Annotated in this window: 22 protein-coding genes and 2 pseudogenes; 6 read left to right on the top strand and 18 right to left on the bottom strand. The window is 33.0% G+C overall.

Going from position 1 to position 20367, the window contains the following annotated elements; genetic code table 11:
- Nucleotides 1-85: 85 nt before the first annotated feature.
- Together MHH69_RS01840 and MHH69_RS01835 are read right to left on the bottom strand one after the other, a co-directional pair.
- A pseudogene (locus tag MHH69_RS01840) lies at nucleotides 86-1367 on the bottom strand (IS110 family transposase).
- A 234-nt stretch (nucleotides 1368-1601) separates the two neighbouring features.
- Nucleotides 1602-1775, bottom strand: coding sequence for a hypothetical protein (locus MHH69_RS01835; protein WP_341361600.1), 174 nt, complete (start codon nucleotides 1773-1775; stop codon nucleotides 1602-1604).
- A 505-nt stretch (nucleotides 1776-2280) separates the two neighbouring features.
- Between MHH69_RS01835 and MHH69_RS01830 the strand changes: the two genes are divergently transcribed.
- Entirely contained in the window at nucleotides 2281-2598 is a 318-nt protein-coding gene (locus tag MHH69_RS01830; RefSeq protein ID WP_341361599.1) for a hypothetical protein, read from the top strand.
- 90 nt (nucleotides 2599-2688) lie between these two features.
- Here MHH69_RS01830 and MHH69_RS01825 read toward each other — a convergent pair whose 3' ends face one another.
- The 4 genes from MHH69_RS01825 to MHH69_RS01810 all read right to left on the bottom strand — a co-directional run bounded on the left by MHH69_RS01825 (nucleotide 2689) and on the right by MHH69_RS01810 (nucleotide 5696).
- Complete coding sequence (locus tag MHH69_RS01825) at nucleotides 2689-3300, bottom strand: recombinase zinc beta ribbon domain-containing protein (RefSeq protein ID WP_141603099.1); 612 nt, start codon at nucleotides 3298-3300, stop codon at nucleotides 2689-2691.
- Nucleotides 3301-3386: 86 nt separating this feature from the next.
- On the bottom strand, nucleotides 3387-3878 hold the full coding sequence (locus tag MHH69_RS01820; RefSeq protein WP_141603098.1) for a DUF7878 domain-containing protein: 492 nt from the start codon (nucleotides 3876-3878) through the stop codon (nucleotides 3387-3389).
- Nucleotides 3854-4759 carry an SAR2788 family putative toxin gene (locus tag MHH69_RS01815; RefSeq protein WP_341361598.1) on the bottom strand — a complete coding sequence of 302 codons (906 nt, stop codon included), beginning with the start codon at nucleotides 4757-4759 and terminating at the stop codon, nucleotides 3854-3856. Before MHH69_RS01815 ends, MHH69_RS01820 begins: the two co-directional genes overlap by 25 nt.
- Nucleotides 4740-5696, bottom strand: a complete 957-nt coding sequence (locus tag MHH69_RS01810) for a S8 family peptidase (RefSeq protein WP_341361597.1) — start codon at nucleotides 5694-5696, stop codon at nucleotides 4740-4742. The genes MHH69_RS01815 and MHH69_RS01810 overlap by 20 nt, the downstream gene beginning before the upstream one ends.
- Nucleotides 5697-6418: 722 nt before the next feature.
- On the opposite strand from MHH69_RS01810, the gene MHH69_RS19295 reads away from it, so the two are divergent.
- Both MHH69_RS19295 and MHH69_RS19290 read left to right on the top strand, forming a co-directional pair.
- On the top strand, nucleotides 6419-6733 hold the full coding sequence (locus MHH69_RS19295; RefSeq protein ID WP_044748962.1) for a transposase: 315 nt from the start codon (nucleotides 6419-6421) through the stop codon (nucleotides 6731-6733).
- A 218-nt stretch (nucleotides 6734-6951) separates the two neighbouring features.
- Nucleotides 6952-7650: pseudogene (locus tag MHH69_RS19290) on the top strand (IS3 family transposase); the annotation flags it as partial.
- Between the two features lie 486 nt (nucleotides 7651-8136).
- Here MHH69_RS19290 and MHH69_RS01800 read toward each other — a convergent pair.
- A complete protein-coding gene (locus MHH69_RS01800) occupies nucleotides 8137-8343 on the bottom strand; it encodes a hypothetical protein (protein ID WP_341361596.1) in 207 nt (68 codons plus the stop codon).
- Nucleotides 8327-8932, bottom strand: a complete 606-nt coding sequence (locus MHH69_RS01795; RefSeq protein ID WP_341361595.1) for a recombinase family protein — start codon at nucleotides 8930-8932, stop codon at nucleotides 8327-8329. The genes MHH69_RS01800 and MHH69_RS01795 overlap by 17 nt, the downstream gene beginning before the upstream one ends.
- A 368-nt stretch (nucleotides 8933-9300) precedes the next feature.
- Here MHH69_RS01795 and MHH69_RS01790 point away from each other — a divergent pair, with 368 nt between their 5' ends.
- Both MHH69_RS01790 and MHH69_RS01785 read left to right on the top strand, forming a co-directional pair.
- Nucleotides 9301-11040 (top strand): ATP-dependent nuclease, encoded by a 1740-nt coding sequence (locus MHH69_RS01790; RefSeq protein WP_341361594.1) that lies wholly within the window; start codon nucleotides 9301-9303, stop codon nucleotides 11038-11040.
- The gene (locus tag MHH69_RS01785) at nucleotides 11033-12841 is read left to right on the top strand and encodes an ATP-dependent helicase (RefSeq protein WP_341361593.1); all 1809 of its coding nucleotides are present in this window, start codon (nucleotides 11033-11035) and stop codon (nucleotides 12839-12841) included. Before MHH69_RS01790 ends, MHH69_RS01785 begins: the two co-directional genes overlap by 8 nt.
- A gap of 24 nt (nucleotides 12842-12865) precedes the next feature.
- Here MHH69_RS01785 and MHH69_RS01780 read toward each other — a convergent pair whose 3' ends face one another.
- The 4 genes from MHH69_RS01780 to MHH69_RS01765 form a co-directional block, all read right to left on the bottom strand.
- Nucleotides 12866-13162 carry a hypothetical protein gene (locus MHH69_RS01780; RefSeq protein WP_341361592.1) on the bottom strand — a complete coding sequence of 99 codons (297 nt, stop codon included), beginning with the start codon at nucleotides 13160-13162 and terminating at the stop codon, nucleotides 12866-12868.
- Between the two features lie 34 nt (nucleotides 13163-13196).
- On the bottom strand, nucleotides 13197-13676 hold the full coding sequence (locus MHH69_RS01775) for a GNAT family N-acetyltransferase (RefSeq protein WP_122973008.1): 480 nt from the start codon (nucleotides 13674-13676) through the stop codon (nucleotides 13197-13199).
- Nucleotides 13677-13811: 135 nt separating this feature from the next.
- Entirely contained in the window at nucleotides 13812-14807 is a 996-nt protein-coding gene (locus MHH69_RS01770; protein WP_341361591.1) for a trypsin-like serine peptidase, read from the bottom strand.
- Nucleotides 14808-14880: 73 nt separating this feature from the next.
- A complete protein-coding gene (locus MHH69_RS01765) occupies nucleotides 14881-15258 on the bottom strand; it encodes a DUF3221 domain-containing protein (protein ID WP_341361590.1) in 378 nt (125 codons plus the stop codon).
- A gap of 299 nt (nucleotides 15259-15557) precedes the next feature.
- Between MHH69_RS01765 and MHH69_RS01760 the strand changes: the two genes are divergently transcribed.
- The gene (locus MHH69_RS01760) at nucleotides 15558-15983 is read left to right on the top strand and encodes a nucleoside 2-deoxyribosyltransferase (protein ID WP_341361589.1); all 426 of its coding nucleotides are present in this window, start codon (nucleotides 15558-15560) and stop codon (nucleotides 15981-15983) included.
- Nucleotides 15984-16036: 53 nt separating this feature from the next.
- Here MHH69_RS01760 and MHH69_RS01755 read toward each other — a convergent pair whose 3' ends face one another.
- The 6 genes from MHH69_RS01755 to blaOXA all read right to left on the bottom strand — a co-directional run bounded on the left by MHH69_RS01755 (nucleotide 16037) and on the right by blaOXA (nucleotide 20367).
- Entirely contained in the window at nucleotides 16037-16465 is a 429-nt protein-coding gene (locus MHH69_RS01755; protein ID WP_341361588.1) for an OsmC family protein, read from the bottom strand.
- A 27-nt stretch (nucleotides 16466-16492) separates the two neighbouring features.
- Nucleotides 16493-17239 (bottom strand): amino acid ABC transporter ATP-binding protein, encoded by a 747-nt coding sequence (locus MHH69_RS01750; RefSeq protein WP_122973003.1) that lies wholly within the window; start codon nucleotides 17237-17239, stop codon nucleotides 16493-16495.
- 14 nt (nucleotides 17240-17253) lie between these two features.
- Nucleotides 17254-17895 carry an amino acid ABC transporter permease gene (locus tag MHH69_RS01745; protein WP_122973002.1) on the bottom strand — a complete coding sequence of 214 codons (642 nt, stop codon included), beginning with the start codon at nucleotides 17893-17895 and terminating at the stop codon, nucleotides 17254-17256.
- A gap of 17 nt (nucleotides 17896-17912) precedes the next feature.
- Nucleotides 17913-18734 (bottom strand): substrate-binding periplasmic protein, encoded by an 822-nt coding sequence (locus tag MHH69_RS01740; RefSeq protein ID WP_341361587.1) that lies wholly within the window; start codon nucleotides 18732-18734, stop codon nucleotides 17913-17915.
- A gap of 17 nt (nucleotides 18735-18751) precedes the next feature.
- The gene (locus MHH69_RS01735) at nucleotides 18752-19375 is read right to left on the bottom strand and encodes a TetR/AcrR family transcriptional regulator (RefSeq protein ID WP_341361586.1); all 624 of its coding nucleotides are present in this window, start codon (nucleotides 19373-19375) and stop codon (nucleotides 18752-18754) included.
- A 188-nt stretch (nucleotides 19376-19563) separates the two neighbouring features.
- Nucleotides 19564-20367 carry a class D beta-lactamase gene (gene blaOXA, locus MHH69_RS01730; RefSeq protein ID WP_122973029.1) on the bottom strand — a complete coding sequence of 268 codons (804 nt, stop codon included), beginning with the start codon at nucleotides 20365-20367 and terminating at the stop codon, nucleotides 19564-19566.

Here is a 20367-nt window from a genome sequence, read left to right as displayed (position 1 = left end):
ACAGGGTCTAATGCCCGAATGGTGAAAATATACTCCAACTCTGCACTATTGGTGTTTGTCAAAATAACAAGTCGTTTGAAAGCTTTTATGCAGCCTGTAATGCTTTTAATTGAGGTAATCCCTTTAATAGCTTTAATCCATCAAACTCACACTGTTTCTTACCAATGGCAAATAACACACGTAATAATTTACAACACAAGGCAATCAGAGACTGTTGTTTTTTTAACGGCCTGTCTGGCCGATTGGTATAGTAATGATGCAAGGCTTTAAATACAGGATTATGGGCAACCAATGGTCGAATGGCCAGGTATAATGCTTTTCGTAAACGTCTTCGACCCCTTTTGGTTATGCGTGTTTGCCCTTTATACTTTCCTGAACTGTGTTCTCTTAAAGAAAGCCCTGCCAGATTGACTAATTGTTGCGGATGATTGTACTTGGTTAAATCTCCTACTTCCGCAAAGAACAAAGCAATGGTAGTGTGACTAAGTCCCGGGATATTGGTCATTTGTTTCGCACCTGGTATGCTTTCAACAACACCTTCTAGTTCTTCATCTAGTTGTGCTAACTGTGTCTTGTAAAGTTGATATTGATCCAATAGACAATCCAATTCTCTTTTGGCGAACTGGATTCCGACCTCAATCCCAACGCTCTTGTTCGCTACCTCTACGAGTTTGGTTGCACGTTTTATCCCAACCCCACGTTGTACATGCGGTTTCCATTTTTGAAGTACTTCTTCTGGTGTCAACTTTTGAATATCAGAAGGAAATGGAAACATGCGCAAGGTAAAAAGCGGCTTTCCCTTTCCAATCTCCAAACACATCGAAAAACTCTGGAAAATAACGTTGAATGACGTTTTCAATTCGACCTTCAATCATCATGAGTTGTTTGATGAGCTGATCTCGTAATTTGACGCCTTCTCTTAGTTCAGCGTATACGCCCTCTATTAGGTTCGGTACAGAGTATCGCCCATCTTTGATTAACTGTGCAATGACACGAGCGTCTTTTGTATCGTTTTTTGTAGGTGAATTATCATCCAGTTCTTTGCTTTTTTTGACGTGCATAGGATTCACTAGCACTACATCATATCCTTTTGCCTTAAGAAAATAGGCAAGATTTAGCCAATAATGACCTGTAGGCTCCATTCCAAAAATCACGTGATCCTTATGATTGTCTTTTTGGAGACGCTTGACACAATCTAATAAGGTTTGAAAGCCGTGTATACGATTTTCAAAGATCAACCTCTTGCCAAATTCTAAGCCTCGATCATCTTGAAAACGGGCTACGTGCTTTTCTTTCGCTACATCAATACCTACAATAAGAGTTGATGGTGTAATTTGAGAGATTTTTTGATTTTGTGTATAATTCATTTTGAGTCCTCCTTGGTTAATTTAATTTCGGGGTCAACGCGCATTGACACCCTGTACTATACCAAGGGGACTTTTTTTTATCAAACCTCAAATTTCTTCATTACAGGAATGCTCCTTTAATTTTTTCACATTAATTGTTTTTCTTTTAATCGTAATAAATAGTAAGTAGTAGTCAGTTTAATTTTGATGTTTAAATATTTCTCTGTTTACTATGTTATAGCAATGGTTGCTGAATTAAATAGTAAACCAATCATTTCCTAATTCTTTTCTATGATTTTTATCCTCTAGTGAGAGTAAAGATAAATTGCCACTGCTACCTGAAGCACTATTAGAAATAACCATATTAGTCTCTAGATTTTTTAACTTGGTTAAAGTGTTGTTATAGTTAGTTAATTTTTGTATAGCCATTTATAACACTTTCCGTTAATTTATGTATGGAAAAGTTTAATCTTTCTATAGTGGGTCAATAATGGTCATTCAAACATTACAACTTGTTATCTCTTAATTTAAGAGGGAAAATAAAAATATACTGAAATTAAAAAGAAGAAACGCGCTGGAGGAATTTCTTCCATGACAGAACTACAAGTCGCACTAACAGAATTAATTTTATCCAAATTCTGTTGGATTTATTATCCTAAATCGAAATTTGTTGAAATTTGGATACAATTAACAAATGTTGTAGAATAAAAATATAAGATTTTTAATATAATCTGCCTTGTAAAGTATAATATTTACCTTTTAATCATTAAAATCTATTTATTGAAACTAAATATAGTTTTTGACTTTGGTATAAGACAGATAAATAAGATTTAAGATTACTTATTTAATAAAGCTAATCTTACTATATAACTAATTATTAGAGCAAAATATGTATTTATAGAGTTTACTTTTAACATTTAAAAGGGTGATAGTATTGAATTTTGATGAAATTGTGAAAGAGCTACAAACATTGTTAACTGAAAAAAATATAAACTTTTTAATTGGATCAGGAGCGTCTGTACCTTTTTTTCCAACACTTGGAAACATAGAAAAAATTTTAACCGAAAGGGAGTATTCTGAATCTGTCCGACAGCTAATATATTTACATTATTTTAATGAAATACTTAGTAAAAACTTAGATCTTGTAGATGAAGTAAGAGATTGTGAATACAATGTTACCAATAATTATAGAAGGTTCATTAGGGGTCTTATTAATATAATGAATTATCGATTTGGAAAAGCTCGTTTTTGAAAATCAATGAAACGGGCTTTTCCTATATCCTTTATTCATTTAAAAAATCATTTGCAAACCGATAATAAATTTTCGGTGAACCGTCTTCTTTTATTCGATTCGATCAACCAAACGGTGAAGCATCTCAGGGGTTAATTGATTGAAATGTATATATTCTTTTAATTCTTTTTTTAGTTGTTTCATATTCTTTTGTTCCCGTTTGGATTGTTCTTTAAATTTTTCTAATTTCAGTTTATCGGGCATCAATTGATCAATTCTTTTATTGATTTCTTCAATTGTTAAGCGGTATTCTTCAATATCAATACTGTTATCGGCAAACAATGAGGTTAACTGCACTTTCTGTTTTTTGAGTTTTTCAATTTTCTGTTCAACTTGGCTTAAACGGGTTGTATTATTTTTTGTATCAGATTCTAACTGCTTTATCACTCGGTCGATAAGGTTATCTAAATCCATTCGCTGTGCAAAACTCTTTATATCATTCAGGATTATTTCTTCTAGCTCTCTTTCTTTAATAAAATGGTCAGAACATGCCTTGCTGCCATATTTGTTAAAGTTTCCGCATACATATCCTTTACGGTTCTTTTTAAAATGCATCCCTCGGCCACAATCTGCACAGAAAAGGGTATTCGTAAAAAGATGAACCTCTGCTTGAGGACGAATTCTACTTCTTGAGATGATTAACTCCTGTACTGTATTAAACATTTCAATTAGTATAGAACCTATTAATATTAATATTTTCTTGAAAAGAGCAAGAGAGACTTGTTTAATTCAAGTCTCTCTTTTATTTGCTAATAATCATCCGAATAAGGACCTTTCATCAAAGGGATATGTTTTATGAATTTTTTCAATTCGATTCCAAAGTAATTTTCTATATCTCGTTTTAGATTTTGCTCTAATTGAATAAATTCCCTTACGATATAGTCTAAATCAAAAACATTGTACAAATCTTGCTCTGCCCAAATAGATTTCACTCTTGCTTTATTTGAAAATGGAATTAAAGACAGAATAGCACCATCTTCATAATCGTCATATTCAATCGTATAATAATGGAATTCTGGAGTATGTTCATCTGTGACTCTGTTTTTCCATTCGTATAATGCTTTATAGAATTCTAAAATAGCAAGTTCTGTTTCAAAGTATAATTCATTATTGATTTTTATTGTAAGTGTAGCTTCTACAGCTAATATGGTAGGAACATCACTTTTATCTCTATTCGAAATAATTCCTTTATCACTTACAAATTTGTATTCAAAAGTTATTTTACTGGAAATGCTGTCCATATCTTACCATCATATCCTATCACTATTCTTATTTTTGTTTCACCTTTTGTTCCAACTTTTTTTCCTAAGTTGACATCGAATCTAAATGATAACTTATCACTATCATTTATATCAAAACTAGAAACTTTCGCTTTTTGTAATGCTTCTTTAACCCATCCTCTAGCAGTAGATTGGCTACTTGTGTTAAATTTAGCATAATTTCTTTTATCACCTTTTAAGTGCTTATTCTTTACTGTGAATTTAGCAACGTTTTTAATTGCATTACTCAATGCGTATTTTCCAAAGGCACTAATCAATGCTTTCTTTCCATACTTTTTAATAGCCCATTTCGCACCTTGTTTTATTATTAAACCAAGAACTGGAATAGCTGAAGCCTGGGCATCAATAGTATTGATTTCAAAAAGCTCACCAGAGTTTCTATCAATTAAGTATGCTATGAAATCTTCACCTTCGATTTCTGTGAAAAACATGTCGTATGTTGTTTTTGTCACTTCTCCAGTTTCGGATATTTGTTCTTCGGTAACATACATTTCACCGGTATCAATATTAATGTAAAGTTCGGATTCAAATGACAAATCTCCTGTTTCTAACTCAGAGTTTACAGTTATCTCTTGTTTAGAGGATTCTTCTACTACCATTTCAAATGAGTCATTGTTAAGTCCTAATTCATTTGCGGTTACTTCATATACTGTTGTATCATCAGTACTTGAAACTTCCTCAACTTTTTCATTAAAATTCACATCAATTTGTTCTGCATTTTCTAAAACTTTCTCTAGATTCGAGGGAACTTCTGTTTCTTCTGCAAATGCAGATGGAGCAAATCCAGCAATACTACTGAACAAAAGTGTAGCAACTAATAGTTTAATCAAGTTCTTTTTCATTTAAAATCTCCTCTACCCTTTCTTTTTGTAATGTTAGAAAGCCTTCTCCAAAGTGTTCTTTTTCCCCTAGTTTCACAACATAATGGGAGAGTTTTTCTCTAATGGTATTAGCATTATAATTTGAATCGCTTTCATTCAAAATTGAAGCAATGACACCAGTTGCGTAAGCCGTAGCAAATGATGTTCCTGAAAATGTTGAGTATTCACCTTTGTTATCTGTAGATACAATCTCAACACCTGGAGCAGAATAATCAACTTTCCCTATACCGGAAAAAGGATCAAGTTTAAATTCTTCATCAAAAGAAGAGATGGATAGAACATTATTATATTGAGCTGGATAATCTATCGTTAGACCAAGAGTATTTCCTGCAGCCGCAGTGATGATAATTCCCTGTTCAATAGCTTTATCTATGGCGGATTTAAGTTCCACTTTGTCGCTTGAAAAACCGAAACTAATATTAATAATGTCAACTTCTTGTGCTATACTCCATTCAATACCTTCAATCACATCTTCAATTTTCCCTCGTCCTTTTTCATCAAGTACCTTTACGTCGTAAAGTATAACGTTCTTTAGAATACCGGTGGTCTCAATTCCTTTCGCAGCAATAATTCCAGCTACTGCAGTACCATGCCCGAATTCATCTTTAATTTTCTCGCCAGGAGTAATTGAGTTATATTCTTTGAAAGATAAGCCTTCAAATTCTTTGTGCGTCTTATTGATACCACTATCTAAGATTGCAATTTTTATAGGATCAGTATCCATCGTTGGATTCGATCCAACAAGATTAATAGCCCAATTGTCAATCTTCTGTTTTTTAATAGTTTTTACCTCATTGCCAACAATGTCTATGCTGTTATTTCTAACTACACTAATAGTCAGTATGATAATAAAAAGTACTAGCAAGAGGAATAATAGATACTTAATGTTTTTAATCATTTCCTCCAATACCTTCTAATATTAGACTTAATAATCTTGGAGTTACTGAAAAATATTAGAAAATCTCCCCCCTTTATTTAAATTTAAAAAACAGGGCAATATTATAGATTTATATAATACTAAATATTTAAAATTTTTGTCAACAAATAACAAATTGGAATATTTTATGTACTAAACTGTAATAAATTGTTTGGTATTCAGATGACCAAACCTCAGATTTCTTTGTTAATCCTTTCCTCGTGCCAAAGGATAATAGAGGGAAATTCGCAATATATTATTCCTAAGCATGTTGATAATGTCTATTTTCAAAAATAGATAGTTGATAATTACTGTGATTTGTGAGGAAAGTATGTATTTTTGTTTCTAATTATCTTAATTCTTCCTATGTAACGCAACAATATAAATTTCCGAGTTAAAATATAAACTTCCGATTCCGAGCCGGTTTTAGTTAAAAAATAAACTTCCGATTTCCGATATAAATCCAATAATTTCTCGGGTATTTTCCAATAGGGAGCCCGAGTTTTTTTATGCTTTTTCCAATATCTTTTCAATACAGTTCTGTTCTTAACCCATTGGTATTACTGGGTTTATCCAGCATCTCATCCAATAATAATTCAATACTTATCCAATGTTTTTATCTTAACTTTCTCTTAAGCCCCAAAATGAACTTGGACAGCTCTAGTTAGATATTTTATACTATTCATATCAAAGGAGCTGACATCATGAAACGTACAAGATATTCAAAAGAATTCAAAATACAAGTGGCAAATGAATCAATCGAAACGGGTAATGCTGCTCTAGTAGCACGTCGATATGAATTAAGCCCCAATATGGTAAATCGTTGGGTGAAAGAATATAAAGAAGGTAAATTCGATCAAGATGGCGTTCAAGGTGTTTCTACCCCTCTTGAAACAAAAAAGTTGTCTCAAGAAAACGATCAGTTAAAACGATTATTAGGCGAAAAAGATTTAGAAATTGCCATTTTGCGTGATCTTATAAAAAAGAAAAACCCTCACTTACTGAAAAACTTGAAGTAGCTGATGATTGGATTTCAAAAGGCTATCCCAAGAAAACCGTGCTGAAAATAATCGGAATAAAACGCTCAACCTACTATTACCGTAAGAACCATCGTGTTGAGGAAAAGCAAGTAAGTGAGGGTCGTCCAGCACCAGGATACTCAATCGCGAAGGACGGCAAGAAGATCTCGGATGAACAAATTAAAGAATGACTACTTGAAGAAGTAGCTGGTGATGGATACGCTTATGGCTACCGCAAATTGACCAAACAACTCCGACGAAAGCATAAACTTGTCATCAATAAGAAAAAAGTTTATCGGCTATGTAAAGAATTAAATATTCTGCGTCCACAGCGGCAAAAGAGAGCCTCTGTACCGAGGAGACTGGCAAGGAATCGAGTCATTACAGGGTCCAACCAACTTTGGGAAACGGATATTAAATACGGGTATATTGAAGGGGAGCAACGATTTTTCTTTGTCCTTTCTTATATTGATGTCTATGATCGAAGTATCATCGATTACCACATTGGTACAAGTTGCACAGGACAAAATGCCTTTGAGACCTTAAAAAGAGCCCTATGGAAACGACAGCAATATGATCAAAAAGAAAAGCCTGTGGTAAGATCTGACAATGGTCCACAGTTTATTTCCCATGCCTTTACACAAGGCTGTGAGAAGCTAGAAATCGAACACGAGAGAATTCCACCTAAAACTCCAAATATGAACGCACATATTGAGTCGTTTCATCGGATTTTAGAGGATGATTGTCTAAGCAGATATGAGTTTCAAACATATGAAGAAGTCCACCAAGTCGTTTCAGAGTTCATGAAATTTTACAATGAAGTTAGCATGCATGGAAGCATTCAAGACATGGCACCCATGGAGTTTTTTGAAAAAAACAAGCACATGGCCATAAAGATTAAGGAAATTCGTGTATAAGCACCAGCTTGATATGGAGAGGCGGGCATGATAGCCTTGTTTGGCGTTGCCAGCTTCGTGAATAGCTGGTCCCTGGCAGGGAAATGATGCCCGCAGAGGCTCCATGTCAAGCAATCTAGGGATACAAATGTAATGATGGCTAATGAACTGAATAGAAAAACTAAGGTTTTACGCGAATTAGTGAGATACTGTCCAATATTCGGGGGTTAATCCGCTTTTAACTCTTTTCTCCATTATCTTATCTCCAATATTCTGCTTTCCAATATCGGAAAATTCTATTTTAACTCTCGAAAAAAGTTGAAAAAAATGCGATAAAAAGCGGGAAAAAACGGTCATTTTTGATCCGGAAATTCGTCAAAATGGGGGTTCGGTCGGAAATTTCTATTTTAACTCGAACGGTGGAATGCGGGTTTGAGGGGGGTGGAATAGGAGATTTATTTTTTGAATACACAAAAATGAAAAAATGAGGCAAGATAAGGTTTCTCTCTATTCAATTTTTGGTGTGGCAAATCGATAATGAATAATCGGTGTACCGTCCTCTTTTACCTCGATTCGATTAGTCAGTCGATGAAGAATATCCCCAGTTAATTCATCGAAATTTAGGAATTGAAGTAATTCCTTTTTGAGCTTTTCAATCGTTTCAATTACATCTTCGCTTTCCATCAATGTAAGAAGTTCATTTTTCTGCTTCATTAGCTTCAGCCACTTCATAGAAAAAAGACTTCAAGTCATTAACTACTTCTGAATTCGGGATATACTTAACATCCTTTCTTTTTCCAATCCGTTTATATCCAAATATAGAAGAAGGAAATTGTTTCATTGTATCCTTTCTTCTACCGGAAATATTCTGGCCCTCGACTTGTGCAAAAATCCCATATAGTGCTTCAATCGACAGTTTAGGAGAAAACGGTGGTTGTTTCGTTGAAGTAAAAACCACCTTTATTCCGTATTTATAAAACTCTTTAACTATTGCAACGTATTCATAGAAGTTTCGAGCTAAACGATCTCGACTGTAAACGATGACAGTTTTTACTTTTTTCTGCTGTATTAGCATTCGGAGTTTTTGTAATCCTGAACGCTCCTCCATTGCTAATTTATTCGCTGAAACATTATCATCTTCTAACCAAATCACTTTTTGTGGATCAATATGATTATTATTAATGTAAGATTCAGCAAGTAGAATCTGCTTTTGAATGTCCTGCTGAGCTGTACTTACCCTGTTATAAACCGCGATAAAATCTTCATAGTATTTATTGGGTTCATAATATTGGTGTGATTCCATGAGAGTCTACTCCTTTTCTACAATTCTATTACTTTCGGCAAGTAGGAACCCCTTCATTTTAGGTTTTAAATCGAGCTGATCGATTAAAACTTTTTCAATTAGCCGTTTCATAAAAGGGGGATAGTGGAAAATTTATACTGAAATAAAAAAAGAAGAAATGCAACTGGGCATTTCCTCCATGTCTGAACTACAAATCGTACTAACAAGAATATTATCGTCTTTTATATCATGAATAATTCACATTATATGAACAATTTATAGGCAATATTTTGATAAAATATATTCAAGAAACAAAATACTAGAAATATTACAATTCGTTAATGTTATATTTAGTTCTTGACAAATATAAATTAAGGAGATGGTAATAGATGAAAATAAAAAGATTGGATATCAGTAATTATAGGTCGTTGGATGGACTAAGTTTTAGCTTTCATTCAGAAGTAAATTTTATTGTTGGACTTAACAACATTGGAAAGTCTAATTTGCTAAAACTATTAAATACATTGGTGAATAAACGAAATTTTATAGATGAGGATTTCAATGATATTGAAAAATCAATAGAAATAAAGATAACTTTATTTCTGGATGAAGATGAAATTGGAGTATTTGAAGATCTTTTTGATCCTACAAATGAAAGACAAATTAACATAATTGCTTTACAGGAAAATCCAGATGAAAATATAACTTTTATACACGCGGAGACAGAAACAGTAATATCAAGTTCATTAATAAAAAAACTTAATTTTATTTATTATGACTCTTTAAGAAAGCCCTCAAATGAATTAAATTTCAATACTAAAACCGGAAGTGGGCGTTTTCTTTCACATTTGATAGATTTATATACTAAAAATGATGAGAAAGTTCAACCTGAAGATTTAATTAATAATACCTATTTGGCAGGATTGTTAGATTATATTAATTCGAAATTGGAACTAATTGAAACTTTTGAAGCTAATGATATTAAAGCCGATACAGGAAATGAGATCAAGGAAATATTATCAAGGTTGATCATATTAAAAAACGATGAAAATTTCCCTGTAGATAAGCTAGGATATGGTATACAATTTAGTAACTTAGTACCTATTTCTATATTAGAAAGAATATTTAATATAAAAAGGCGAAAAAAAACGTTTGAAAATGCAATTATTACTGATGGTAATGGAACGGTAACACTTCCAATTACTTTAGGATTGGATGAACCAGAGATTCATCTACATCCCCACTTACAAAGAAAATTAATAAAGTATATTTATAGAATAACTACTAATTCACAAAGAAATTTTAACAATCTTCTTTCTGATTTGTTTGGAATTAATAGTATAAAAGGTCAATTATTTGTTGTTACCCATTCACCAAATATATTATTAGATGACTATAAACATATTGTTAGAATTTATAAAAATTCCAATGGGGAAGTCTTAGTTTCAAGTGGTGTAGATATTGAATTGGATGATGATTTAGAAAAACATCTAAACAAGCATATGCAATATATTAAAGAGGCATTTTTCTCAAGAACAGTTATATTTGTAGAAGGAGACAGTGAGTTATTAGCTATAAAGGTATTTGCAGAAAGAATGGAAATTGACTTAGATGATTACGAAATATCTGTTATTTCTGCTGGTAGTGCAGATTCTATCCCACCCCTTGTTGATTTATTTAATAAATTTGGAATTGAAACTGTTTCTATAATTGATGGAGATAAAAAAGAGGGGGACAAATTTAAAAATATAAAAAATCTATATATAACTCAAGGGCAGGATTTCGAAGAAGATATATATATGTATTTTAATTTTTCCGATTACATTAGGTACTTAGAAGAACAGTATACAGACGATCCGAAGAAGTATTTATTTTTTATGGGGCAAGCAAAAAAGTTAGGAATTGATATAAATCCAAGACAAAGACCAGTTTATAAAGAACTAGAAAAGATTGATAATGGGCAAAATCTTGAGAGATTAAAAGAAGAATTGAAGTCGGACGTTCTAAATAGTCTTAGGGGAAATAAATCAATTTTACAAGGAAGATTACTTTCGGAGGCAGTTACAAAAATTCCCCAAACATATAGGGACGCGATAGAGAAAGCAATGGAGTTGTCAATATATGAATAATAAGTTAATAATTGATAAATTATTAAAGCTTCATAATGGAGACCAAAAACAACTAGACGTAATATTATCTGATGCAAATAGATTGATTGTAGAGGCTCCAGCTGGCTATGGAAAGACGAAAACACTTATAAGTAAAATTGCTTATTTAATTTTAACTAAGCAAGTACCAGTCAATAAAAAAATTCTTGCTCTAACTTTTAGCGTAAATGCAGCATATAATATGAAAAATGAAGTAGTCAATATTTTACCTACACTTTTAGCGAATAATGAGAATCTGAAAACATCTGATATTGAGGGAAAAGTATATGTTTCTAACTTTCATGGTTTATGTAGACGAATATTAAAAAAATATGGATATTTATTAAGCAAGGAACTTAAAAATATAGACCAGTTAATAAATATAGATGATTCTAGTGAAAATAATCTAAATAAATTTAATATAAACTTATTAGAAGATGAGAAAAAATTAGTAAAGGATATTTCAATTGCTTCGAAGGAATATAAAGAAAAATACATTAAAGAAAATTATCTACAATATAACAATATAATAAAAACGAAGTATATTGAAAAAGGGGTTATATCTTACAATTCAATTATAACCTTGACAATAGAGTTGTTAAATAAATATAAAAATATTAGAAGTTTTTATACTAAGTTTTTTCCGATAATAATAATTGATGAATTTCAGGACACAAACATTCTAAATTGGACGTTTATTCAGTTATTAATTAATAAAGAAAGTAAGTTAGTTTTTTTAGGAGATTCGTTACAAAGAATCTATGGGTTCATAGGAGCTATACCTAATCTTATAGATTTAACATTAGAGCTGTTCGATATGGAATACATAGCACTGGAAAAAAACTATAGATTTGAAAATAATGATGAAATGTTATTGCTTGAAAAAAATATTAGAGAAAATGCAAAGAAACCAATTAATCCATCAATAAAAAAAGACGCTAATGTCAATTTCAAATTATATAAGAATCAAATAGATGAAGCTTTTGGTATTGTTAATCAAATTAGAGAATTACAATCAAAGAATATCAAATGTAAAATAGCAATACTAGTGAAACAACGCGGACCCAACATCAATTTGATTTTAGAAGCATTAAAATATAACGATATAAAATTCTTTTTTGGATTATTTACAGATGAAGATCAGCGGTATATTAGATTTCATGAAACTTGCTTGAATAAGTTTTACTCAATATTTATAGAGGAGAATAGAAGTCTTTCAAAGAAAAATATTGAATTTTATTTAAACGAAATAAAAAAAGAATATAACAATGTTTCTGATGCAATGAATAATTCATTATTTAAGCTTTTACATGCTTTCCTAGAAAAAATTGTAAATGAGTTTAAGGGTCTTCAAAATTCTGATAAATACAGAATAATTATGGATACATTGATGAACAAGTCATTAAGACAAAACCTTGATATTTTAGATGATAATGTTATTGTTACCACTGTACATGGAGCAAAAGGATTAGAATGGGATTATGTTATTTTGCCTGACATGGAAAAAAATCAATTTCCAAATTATAACGGATTGTGCAATCGTAATAATTGTATATTTGGTGATTATTGTATATTTAGTGTAAATGAAAACAATGAAGTAGAATTTTTAGAAGAACTTAGTGTGTTTTATGTTGCAGTAACAAGAGCAAAGAAAGAAGTATTTTTTACTGCAAGTCAGCGAAGTTTTGTAAGAGAAGATTTCCAACCTGAAACAAATATTAGTTGTCTATTAAGGCTACCGGGAATAAACATAAAACAAACTAATGAAAAAGTAAGTGTTTAATTGATGGGTTATAAAATAAAACTTTTAAGGTAACACTGCTACATCAATATGTCTGCGATTACCACTCAAGCCACTTTGACTAACCATTCGCTTAATTATTTCGTCAGATTCGGATGTATTTGGAGTGTGTACTATATACCATTCTTGACCATTTTCCTTTGATAAAAAAACGATTGGTTGATCAGAAGTATTTAGTTTCTCTAAAACTTCCCTTTTGCTTATAGTTTCTATTGGTAGCGATGGATAGTAGAGCTTATTGTAAAATACAAGTGCTCCAGCAATAATGATAGCGAATCCAATTGTTACGAATACTTTTTTCATAAAACACCGCCTAATTTTGAATTCTTTCCTCAATTTAAATTGCCCGGCTTAAAATTTCTCCCGGTAACCCGTCTATTTCACAAACTTTTTCTGATTCAAAACCGAGATTGATTAAAATTTTTCTAGACGCTATATTATTCGGATCGATAATTGCTTTTAACGTTGTGACGTTTGTTCCTTTGGCAAGTTCCACCAATTGTCTTCCAATCGTCTTTCCGTAACCCTTCCCCCAATGCTCAGGCACTATCATATAACCGATTTCAGCTTCTTCCTCATTGGTTGCATTCAACGTTAAATGGCCTAGACCAATAAACTTTCCACCCTCGCACACTTTGTAAGTTCCAAAAATATCATATTTTCGATTCCGTTCTAATATTTTTTGAAAGTTCTCCTGGGCTTCAGTGAAAGGAATAGCCCGTTCAGTAATTTGCTCCATCACCTTTTCATCGGAAACTAATTGAAAGTAGTAATCAAAGTCTTCTTCTGCAAATTTTACCCATTCTAAATGATTCATATTTATTCGCCTCGCTTTTCTTTTTTAAAATGAACGGACTGACACTTTCTATATTGTATAATTCTGAGAATTTGACTAAAAGTGAGAGAAAAGAAAAAAGAGCCTTTATTGGCTCTTTTATATAAAAATTCGTTTTTATTGTAATGAAGCCCAAGTTATAAAGTCTACCATTGGTTTCGTCATTTTTGGGCCTCCATTTATAACATTTCCATTCTGTAATCTATATGAAGCATTATGAACTCCGACAACTTGATTTGAAGTATTAAGCATTGCGGACCCAGATTGTCCATTAAAAGTGTCAATCGTATAATATGCTAAGTTAGTAGACTCTTGACTAACAGTTCCTGACATTCCCCATTGATTGTATAATCCAGTTTCCTCTATTAAATCTGCTGGATAACCATATATTTTAATCGTAGTTCCTGATAGGTTTGTTACTTGTTTATATGGAAGGTATCCTACAATATCACCAGCATCATATGACCCATACTTTTCAAGTTTTAGAATGGCAAAATCGTATTGACTATCTCCTGAGTTTGAATACCCGACTGGATGGTAATAATCTTGGATAAAATATGCACCGTATGAGTAATGGTTGTCCTTTAATGCTGGAATTACCACACCGCCTACTGCACTTTCACCTGTATCTAAATCATGCACACAATGAGCATTTGTTAAAACTAAATCCTTACCAATTAAAGTACCTGTACATGCAGCATAAAAATTATCATATTCTAATTCAACGTAAGCTATTTGCTTATGTGGAGTTTTAGTAGTATCTGTAACCTTTGTACGTTGATCTGTACCAATGACTGCAAAAGGAGAAATATTTTTAGACTCTTTATCTTCACCAATTATCTGACCTGTACCCAAGTTTATCGTAGGTTTATTAGGATCTTTAGGTATTTCTCTTTCCGGCAAAACGATACCGCTTCCAACTTCACCACTTGATTCATTAACATTAAAACTCTGTACTTTGTTTTTTAAATCTGAATACTTAATAATTTGACCTTTAGAATTAATTAAATCATAGGGGCTATTACTATTTGAAATAGTATTAGCAAAACTTGGACTAACTGTAATAGCGAGAGCCATCAATCCAAATAATACTGCAGAAATAATCCTTCTCATTTCCTAACCTCCTATTGATAGAATTTCCAATTAAATAATACCATTATTTATATAATCTGTAAATTTATTAATTTTAATTTTCTGAAACTTCTAATTTATTAACTTTGTAAGTAGGAGGATTCGATTCTAGAATTTCACTATACCAAACCTTTACTTTTTGCCCGGTTTGTATATGTTCTAAAAGTGATTCATCTTTAAAACTCAGAAATAGTACCTTATTATAATATTTATCTAATAAAGTATTTAAAGGTAGTTCCATATCATCGTAGTTAAAATTTGTATCTTGAATTAGAATTTTTTTCCCTGACTTTTTATCAAATATTATGATCCCTTCTACACTCGCGTTATCTGTAACAATATCAGGTTCCGGACTACTAGAATTCTCACAACTTACTAAAGTAGGTAAGAAACAGAAGATTAGAAATAAGTATAATATCAATTTTACTTTCATTGCCCTGTCTCCTTTCTAAACTTTTAAAATTTGAATATATTCGGTCATTTTTATTACTTCAATAAAAATTGACTTTCTCCTTCTACAACTTTACTCCCCTACATTTGCACTTTTAATTTCATTACTCAATCATGGGACTCGTTATTTCTTTAAATAAATGATTCCTTCAACTCAAAAAACGTCCAACAAACTTATTTAAGTAATTGTTATTGAAGGGATGGGTAGACTTGATTATGATTAACCGTAGTATTGGTTAATAATGAAGTGATTTTTGAAAATCACTCAGGGGGTCACACGAAATGAAAAGAGTTTATTTAGCTAGTCCTTTTTTTAACGATCAAGAGATTCGTTATTTGGAACAAGTTGAGGAGATTTTAGCAGAGAAACAATTAAAAGTATTCTCTCCAATGAGAAAGTCGGCATCGCCAAACGCTGAGGTAGGTTCACGCCAATGGTCCATTGAAACATTTATGGATGATATTAAACATATTAAGTGGGCTGAAATTGTCGTAGGCATTTACCATGGAAACTATTCAGACAGCGGAACAGCATGGGAACTTGGGTATGCTTATGCTACGGATAAGCCGGTTATTTTAATTCATGTTGGTGAAAACAGTAACTTGATGGTCCATGAAGGTGCACACGCTAATATTACTTTAGAGGAACTGAAAGAATATGACTTTGACAAATTAGCTAGTTCGTTCTATTCAGGTGAAATGCTCTAAAACAAAAAATGATTGAAAGAGATGTACGATACAACTCTTTCAATCATTTTTCATTATATTTGCTCAGCAGTTACTTCTTCGCCATTTAAAATTAATTTGTAATTGATTTCAGCTTTTAAGGATGCAGATACTGCACAATATTTTTCTTCCCCTAAATGAATGGCCCGCCATACTTTTTTAGGTGTAATATTGCCATCCACTACAAATGTAAGTGTGGCTGCAGTGAAAGCTGTTGGTAATTCTTCACGACGTACACCATCTACTGTAATTTCAATGTTTTCAATATCGTCCAAATGAGGTTTTAAAATCATTGTCACATCAATGCCGATACAGCCGGCTAATGAAGCAAGTAACATCTCTGTTGGTGTTGCCGCCTTCCCTTCTCCACCATAGTTAGCTGTCGCATCCATCGTCATGGGATAGCCAGTCGGTCCAACTGCTGTAAAGGCACGTCCACCTTGCCATTTTGCTTTAATTTGCATTTTGCTCATTTCCTTTCATGTTCCAAGTTAAAATTCTGAAACTTGCCGTAAAAATTTTTGTGCTCGTTCTGTTTCTGGATGTTCAAAAAATTCAACTGGATTAGCATCTTCCACAATGACACCATCCGCCATAAATAAAATCCGATCTGCTACCTCTTTTGCGAACTTCATTTCATGGGTTACAATAACCATCGTCATCCCATCTTCCGCCAAATCCCTCATTACTTTTAATACTTCTCCTACTAGCTCTGGATCTAGCGCCGATGTTGGTTCATCAAATAACATTAACTTTGGCTCCATTGCAAGGGCTCGTGCGATAGCAACCCGTTGTTGTTGACCACCTGAAAGCTGAGAAGGATAGGATTCCTCTTTCTCGGCAAGACCTACTTTTAAAAGTAAGTCGGAAGCAATGACATAGGCTTGCTCTTTATTCATTTTTTTCACAACGAGCAGTGCTTCCATGACATTTTCCACAACAGTTTTATGTGGGTATAAGTTAAATTGTTGAAATACCATCCCTGTTTCTTGGCGGATGGCGTGTATTTCTTTTTGTAAAACTTTTCTTTGCGCTTGTGGGTCAATGACATGTCCATTCACTTTGACTGTGCCGCCCGTTATCGCCTCTAACCCATTCATACATCTTAAAAACGTACTTTTTCCAGAACCACTAGGACCAATTACTGCTACGACTTGTTTTGCGGGAATCGTTAATGAAATGTCCTTTAATACTTCGTTTTTTCCGAAGTTTTTTTGTAGATGTTTAATCTCAATCATGCGTTGCGCCCCCTTTAGTAAACAGACAACCGTTTTTCAATTTTATGCAATATAAACGTAAAGAACGTACTCATTATCCAATACATGACAGCAATTGCTAAATAAAATGGCATATACACATAATATTGAGATACTAACAGTTGGGCAGAACGCATTAATTCTGTCACTGCAATGACTGAAACGAGTGATGTTTCCTTTAACATCCCGACAAAGGTATTTCCTAATGGTGGAATTGCATAACGTACAGCTTGTGGAATTACGATACGGCGCATTGCTTGACGTTCGGTCATCCCCGTTGCAATCGCTGCTTCTGTTTGACCTTTTGGTACGGATTCAATCGCACCACGGAAGGCTTCCGAAACATAAGCACCAATATTAATACTTAAAGCGATACATGCAGCTGTTAATGGTCCAAATTCAATACCGTAGTCGACTAAACCGTAGTAAACAATGACAATTTGAACTAGTGGCGGTGTTCCACGGATAATTGAAACGTATACTCTTGCAATCATACGTAGAAAGCGATTGCCCTTCAGTCGGGCAACCGCGGTAATTAAACCAATTATTAAACCAAAGAACATTGACACCACTGTGATAAGTAAAGTATAGTATGCCCCTTTTAGTAAAAAGGGGATATTTTCAATAACCAAATCCATTGTAGTGACCTACTTTCTTATTCTGCTGGTGGTGCTTCTTCAAACCATTTCATGAAAATTTCTTCGTACGTACCATCTTGTTTCATTTCTTCTAATGCTTTATTTAATGCATCAACAAGCTCTGTATTTCCTTTTTTCACCGCAACGGCCGCTTTATCGGATTTGATTGGTTCGCCAACTGCTTTAATCGCATATCCGTTTTCTTCAATGACAGGTTTTAAAGCATATACATTGTTAATTGTTGCATCAATACGACCTGCATCTAAATCTTTTAAAGTTGTAATGACATCGTCGTACGTATTAATTGTAAAATCTCCAACTTCAGGCATTAATTCTGTACGTAAATACGTTTCATCATTTGTACCTAGTCCAACACCGATTTTTTTCCCTTTAAAGCCTTCTTTTGATTGAATGTCTGTATTGGATTCTTTTACAATGACTTTTACTTGGTTTGTAATGTATGGTTCTGTAAAATCAATTTGTTTTTGACGTTCTTCCGTAATCGTTACTTGGCTCACTAATATATCAAATTTATCTTTTTGTAAGCCTGGAATAAGACCTGAGAAGTCTTGTGCGACAAACTCTGCTTCTACACCTAGTCGATTAGCTAATTCTTTAGCGATATCTACGTCAAATCCATCATATTCTTTATTTTCGTTTAAGTAATTGTAAGGCGCATATGTCCCCATAATACCAACTGTCATTTTGCCATCTTGTTGAATTTGCTCAAGAGCATTTGTTTCTTCTTTTTTTGAATCTTTCGTTGTATCTGTTCCACATGCAGCTAATATTAGTGAAGTAACTGCTACAAGTGATATTAACCATTTTGCCTTTTTCATGTTTTTTCCCTCCTGTTTTAGACTCCGAAAATACCGAAAAATTCAAATTTAACGGTCTCTTCAATAATTTGTTGTAGTGAATGATGCTGTAATACTTGGCTTGATGAAGATGTTTTAAATAACCATCGCGATAAAACGCCTTCAAGGAGACTCATGACAAAAACAGCTTGCATTTCCGGATTGATGCGCTCGTTTGTCATATGCAATTCTTTTGCCCTTCTTATATTCTTTGCAAAAGCAGCTTCCATATCCGTTTTAATTTCATCCACTTTTGCTTGTAATGTAGGCTGTGAATGAATCCCTTTTAGTATGATTTGCATTAAAAATGGATTTTCTTCAGCAAATTGAAATATATGTTCAAATATATTCATGGAAGAGACTACCGAATCTTGCACATCTACTTTCGTTGTACGGTATCCGATCTGGATTGCATTTAAAATTTGAACACGGCCAGCTTCTAACATTTCTAAACAAATAGCCTCTTTACTTTCAAAATGCCAATAAAAAGTCCCTTGTGATACTTCAGCCTTTGCTACTATGTCAGAAATTTTCGTATTCTCAAAGCCTTTTGTTGCAAATAATTCTAATGCAATCGCCAATAATTGTTGTTTTCTATCCTGCCTTCGCATTCGATCTTGCACCACTCACACCTCCTAACTGACTCATCAGTTAATTAAATCCTACAAACTTGCTTGAGATTAGTCAAATGTTTTTACTTAAATTTTTTCAAAAAATTTAATTTGCTAGAAATATAGTGCATTTATATAAAAAAAGAAGCCATTTGAATGATTTCAAAATGACTTCTAAACAATTTGAAATTTACTACCTATTACTCTTCATCAAGAATATCCATTTTCTTTAACGTTTCCACCGTAATTTGTTTTGATTCTGTTCCAGAGCCATCTAGGTTAACAGCAAACACCCATGTTTCTTTCTCCGTTTCAATAAAGCCGACATACCATCCTAATCCCATATCTGAAAGTCTCGTTCCCGTTTTACCGTGGAGCGTATACTCATCCTGTTCGTCTTGAATCAAAATTCTTTTGACGGTTTTTTGGTTCTTTTCCGTAAAAGGAAGATCTTCTTCTACTAAGCTTTCTATAAAGTCTACTTGTTCTATTGCTGAAATTTCCAATGTACTGTCGAGCCAAAATTCGTCGATTCCACCAGATATATCTCTATTTCCATACCCTATTTGATTCACAAACTTTTCCATGTTCGTTACCCCGATATCCCGCGCCATATCTTGATAAAACCAAATAGCGGATTCCCTTATAGCGGAGGCTAAGGTGTGATCCCGATTCCAACTTTCAAATTCTCTTATCACTCCATCCCATCTTTTCACTTCATACTCATCTCTTACTGCGCCTGTCTCCAAACCGATTAACGAATTCGGCACTTTAAAAGTCGATTCGGGTGTGAATCGTTCTTCACTTCTCTCACGGTTATAGACATACATCTGATCATTTTTTAAATTTTTCAAAACCATCGTGCCATCTCTTCCATCAAATAATTGTTCAATATGCAATTCCTTCGTTTTTTTACCTTCCGCGCCTGGAGTTGAAGAAAAAGTAGTAAAAGCAAGGACGATTGAGAGTAAACACAACCCTATGAAACTAGAAACCTTTTTCAT

Origin of the sequence: Ureibacillus sp. FSL E2-3493 (genome assembly GCF_038077515.1) — a bacterium.
Lineage (GTDB): Bacteria > Bacillota > Bacilli > Bacillales_A > Planococcaceae > Ureibacillus > Ureibacillus halotolerans.
This window is presented reverse-complemented; position numbering and strand designations above follow the sequence as displayed.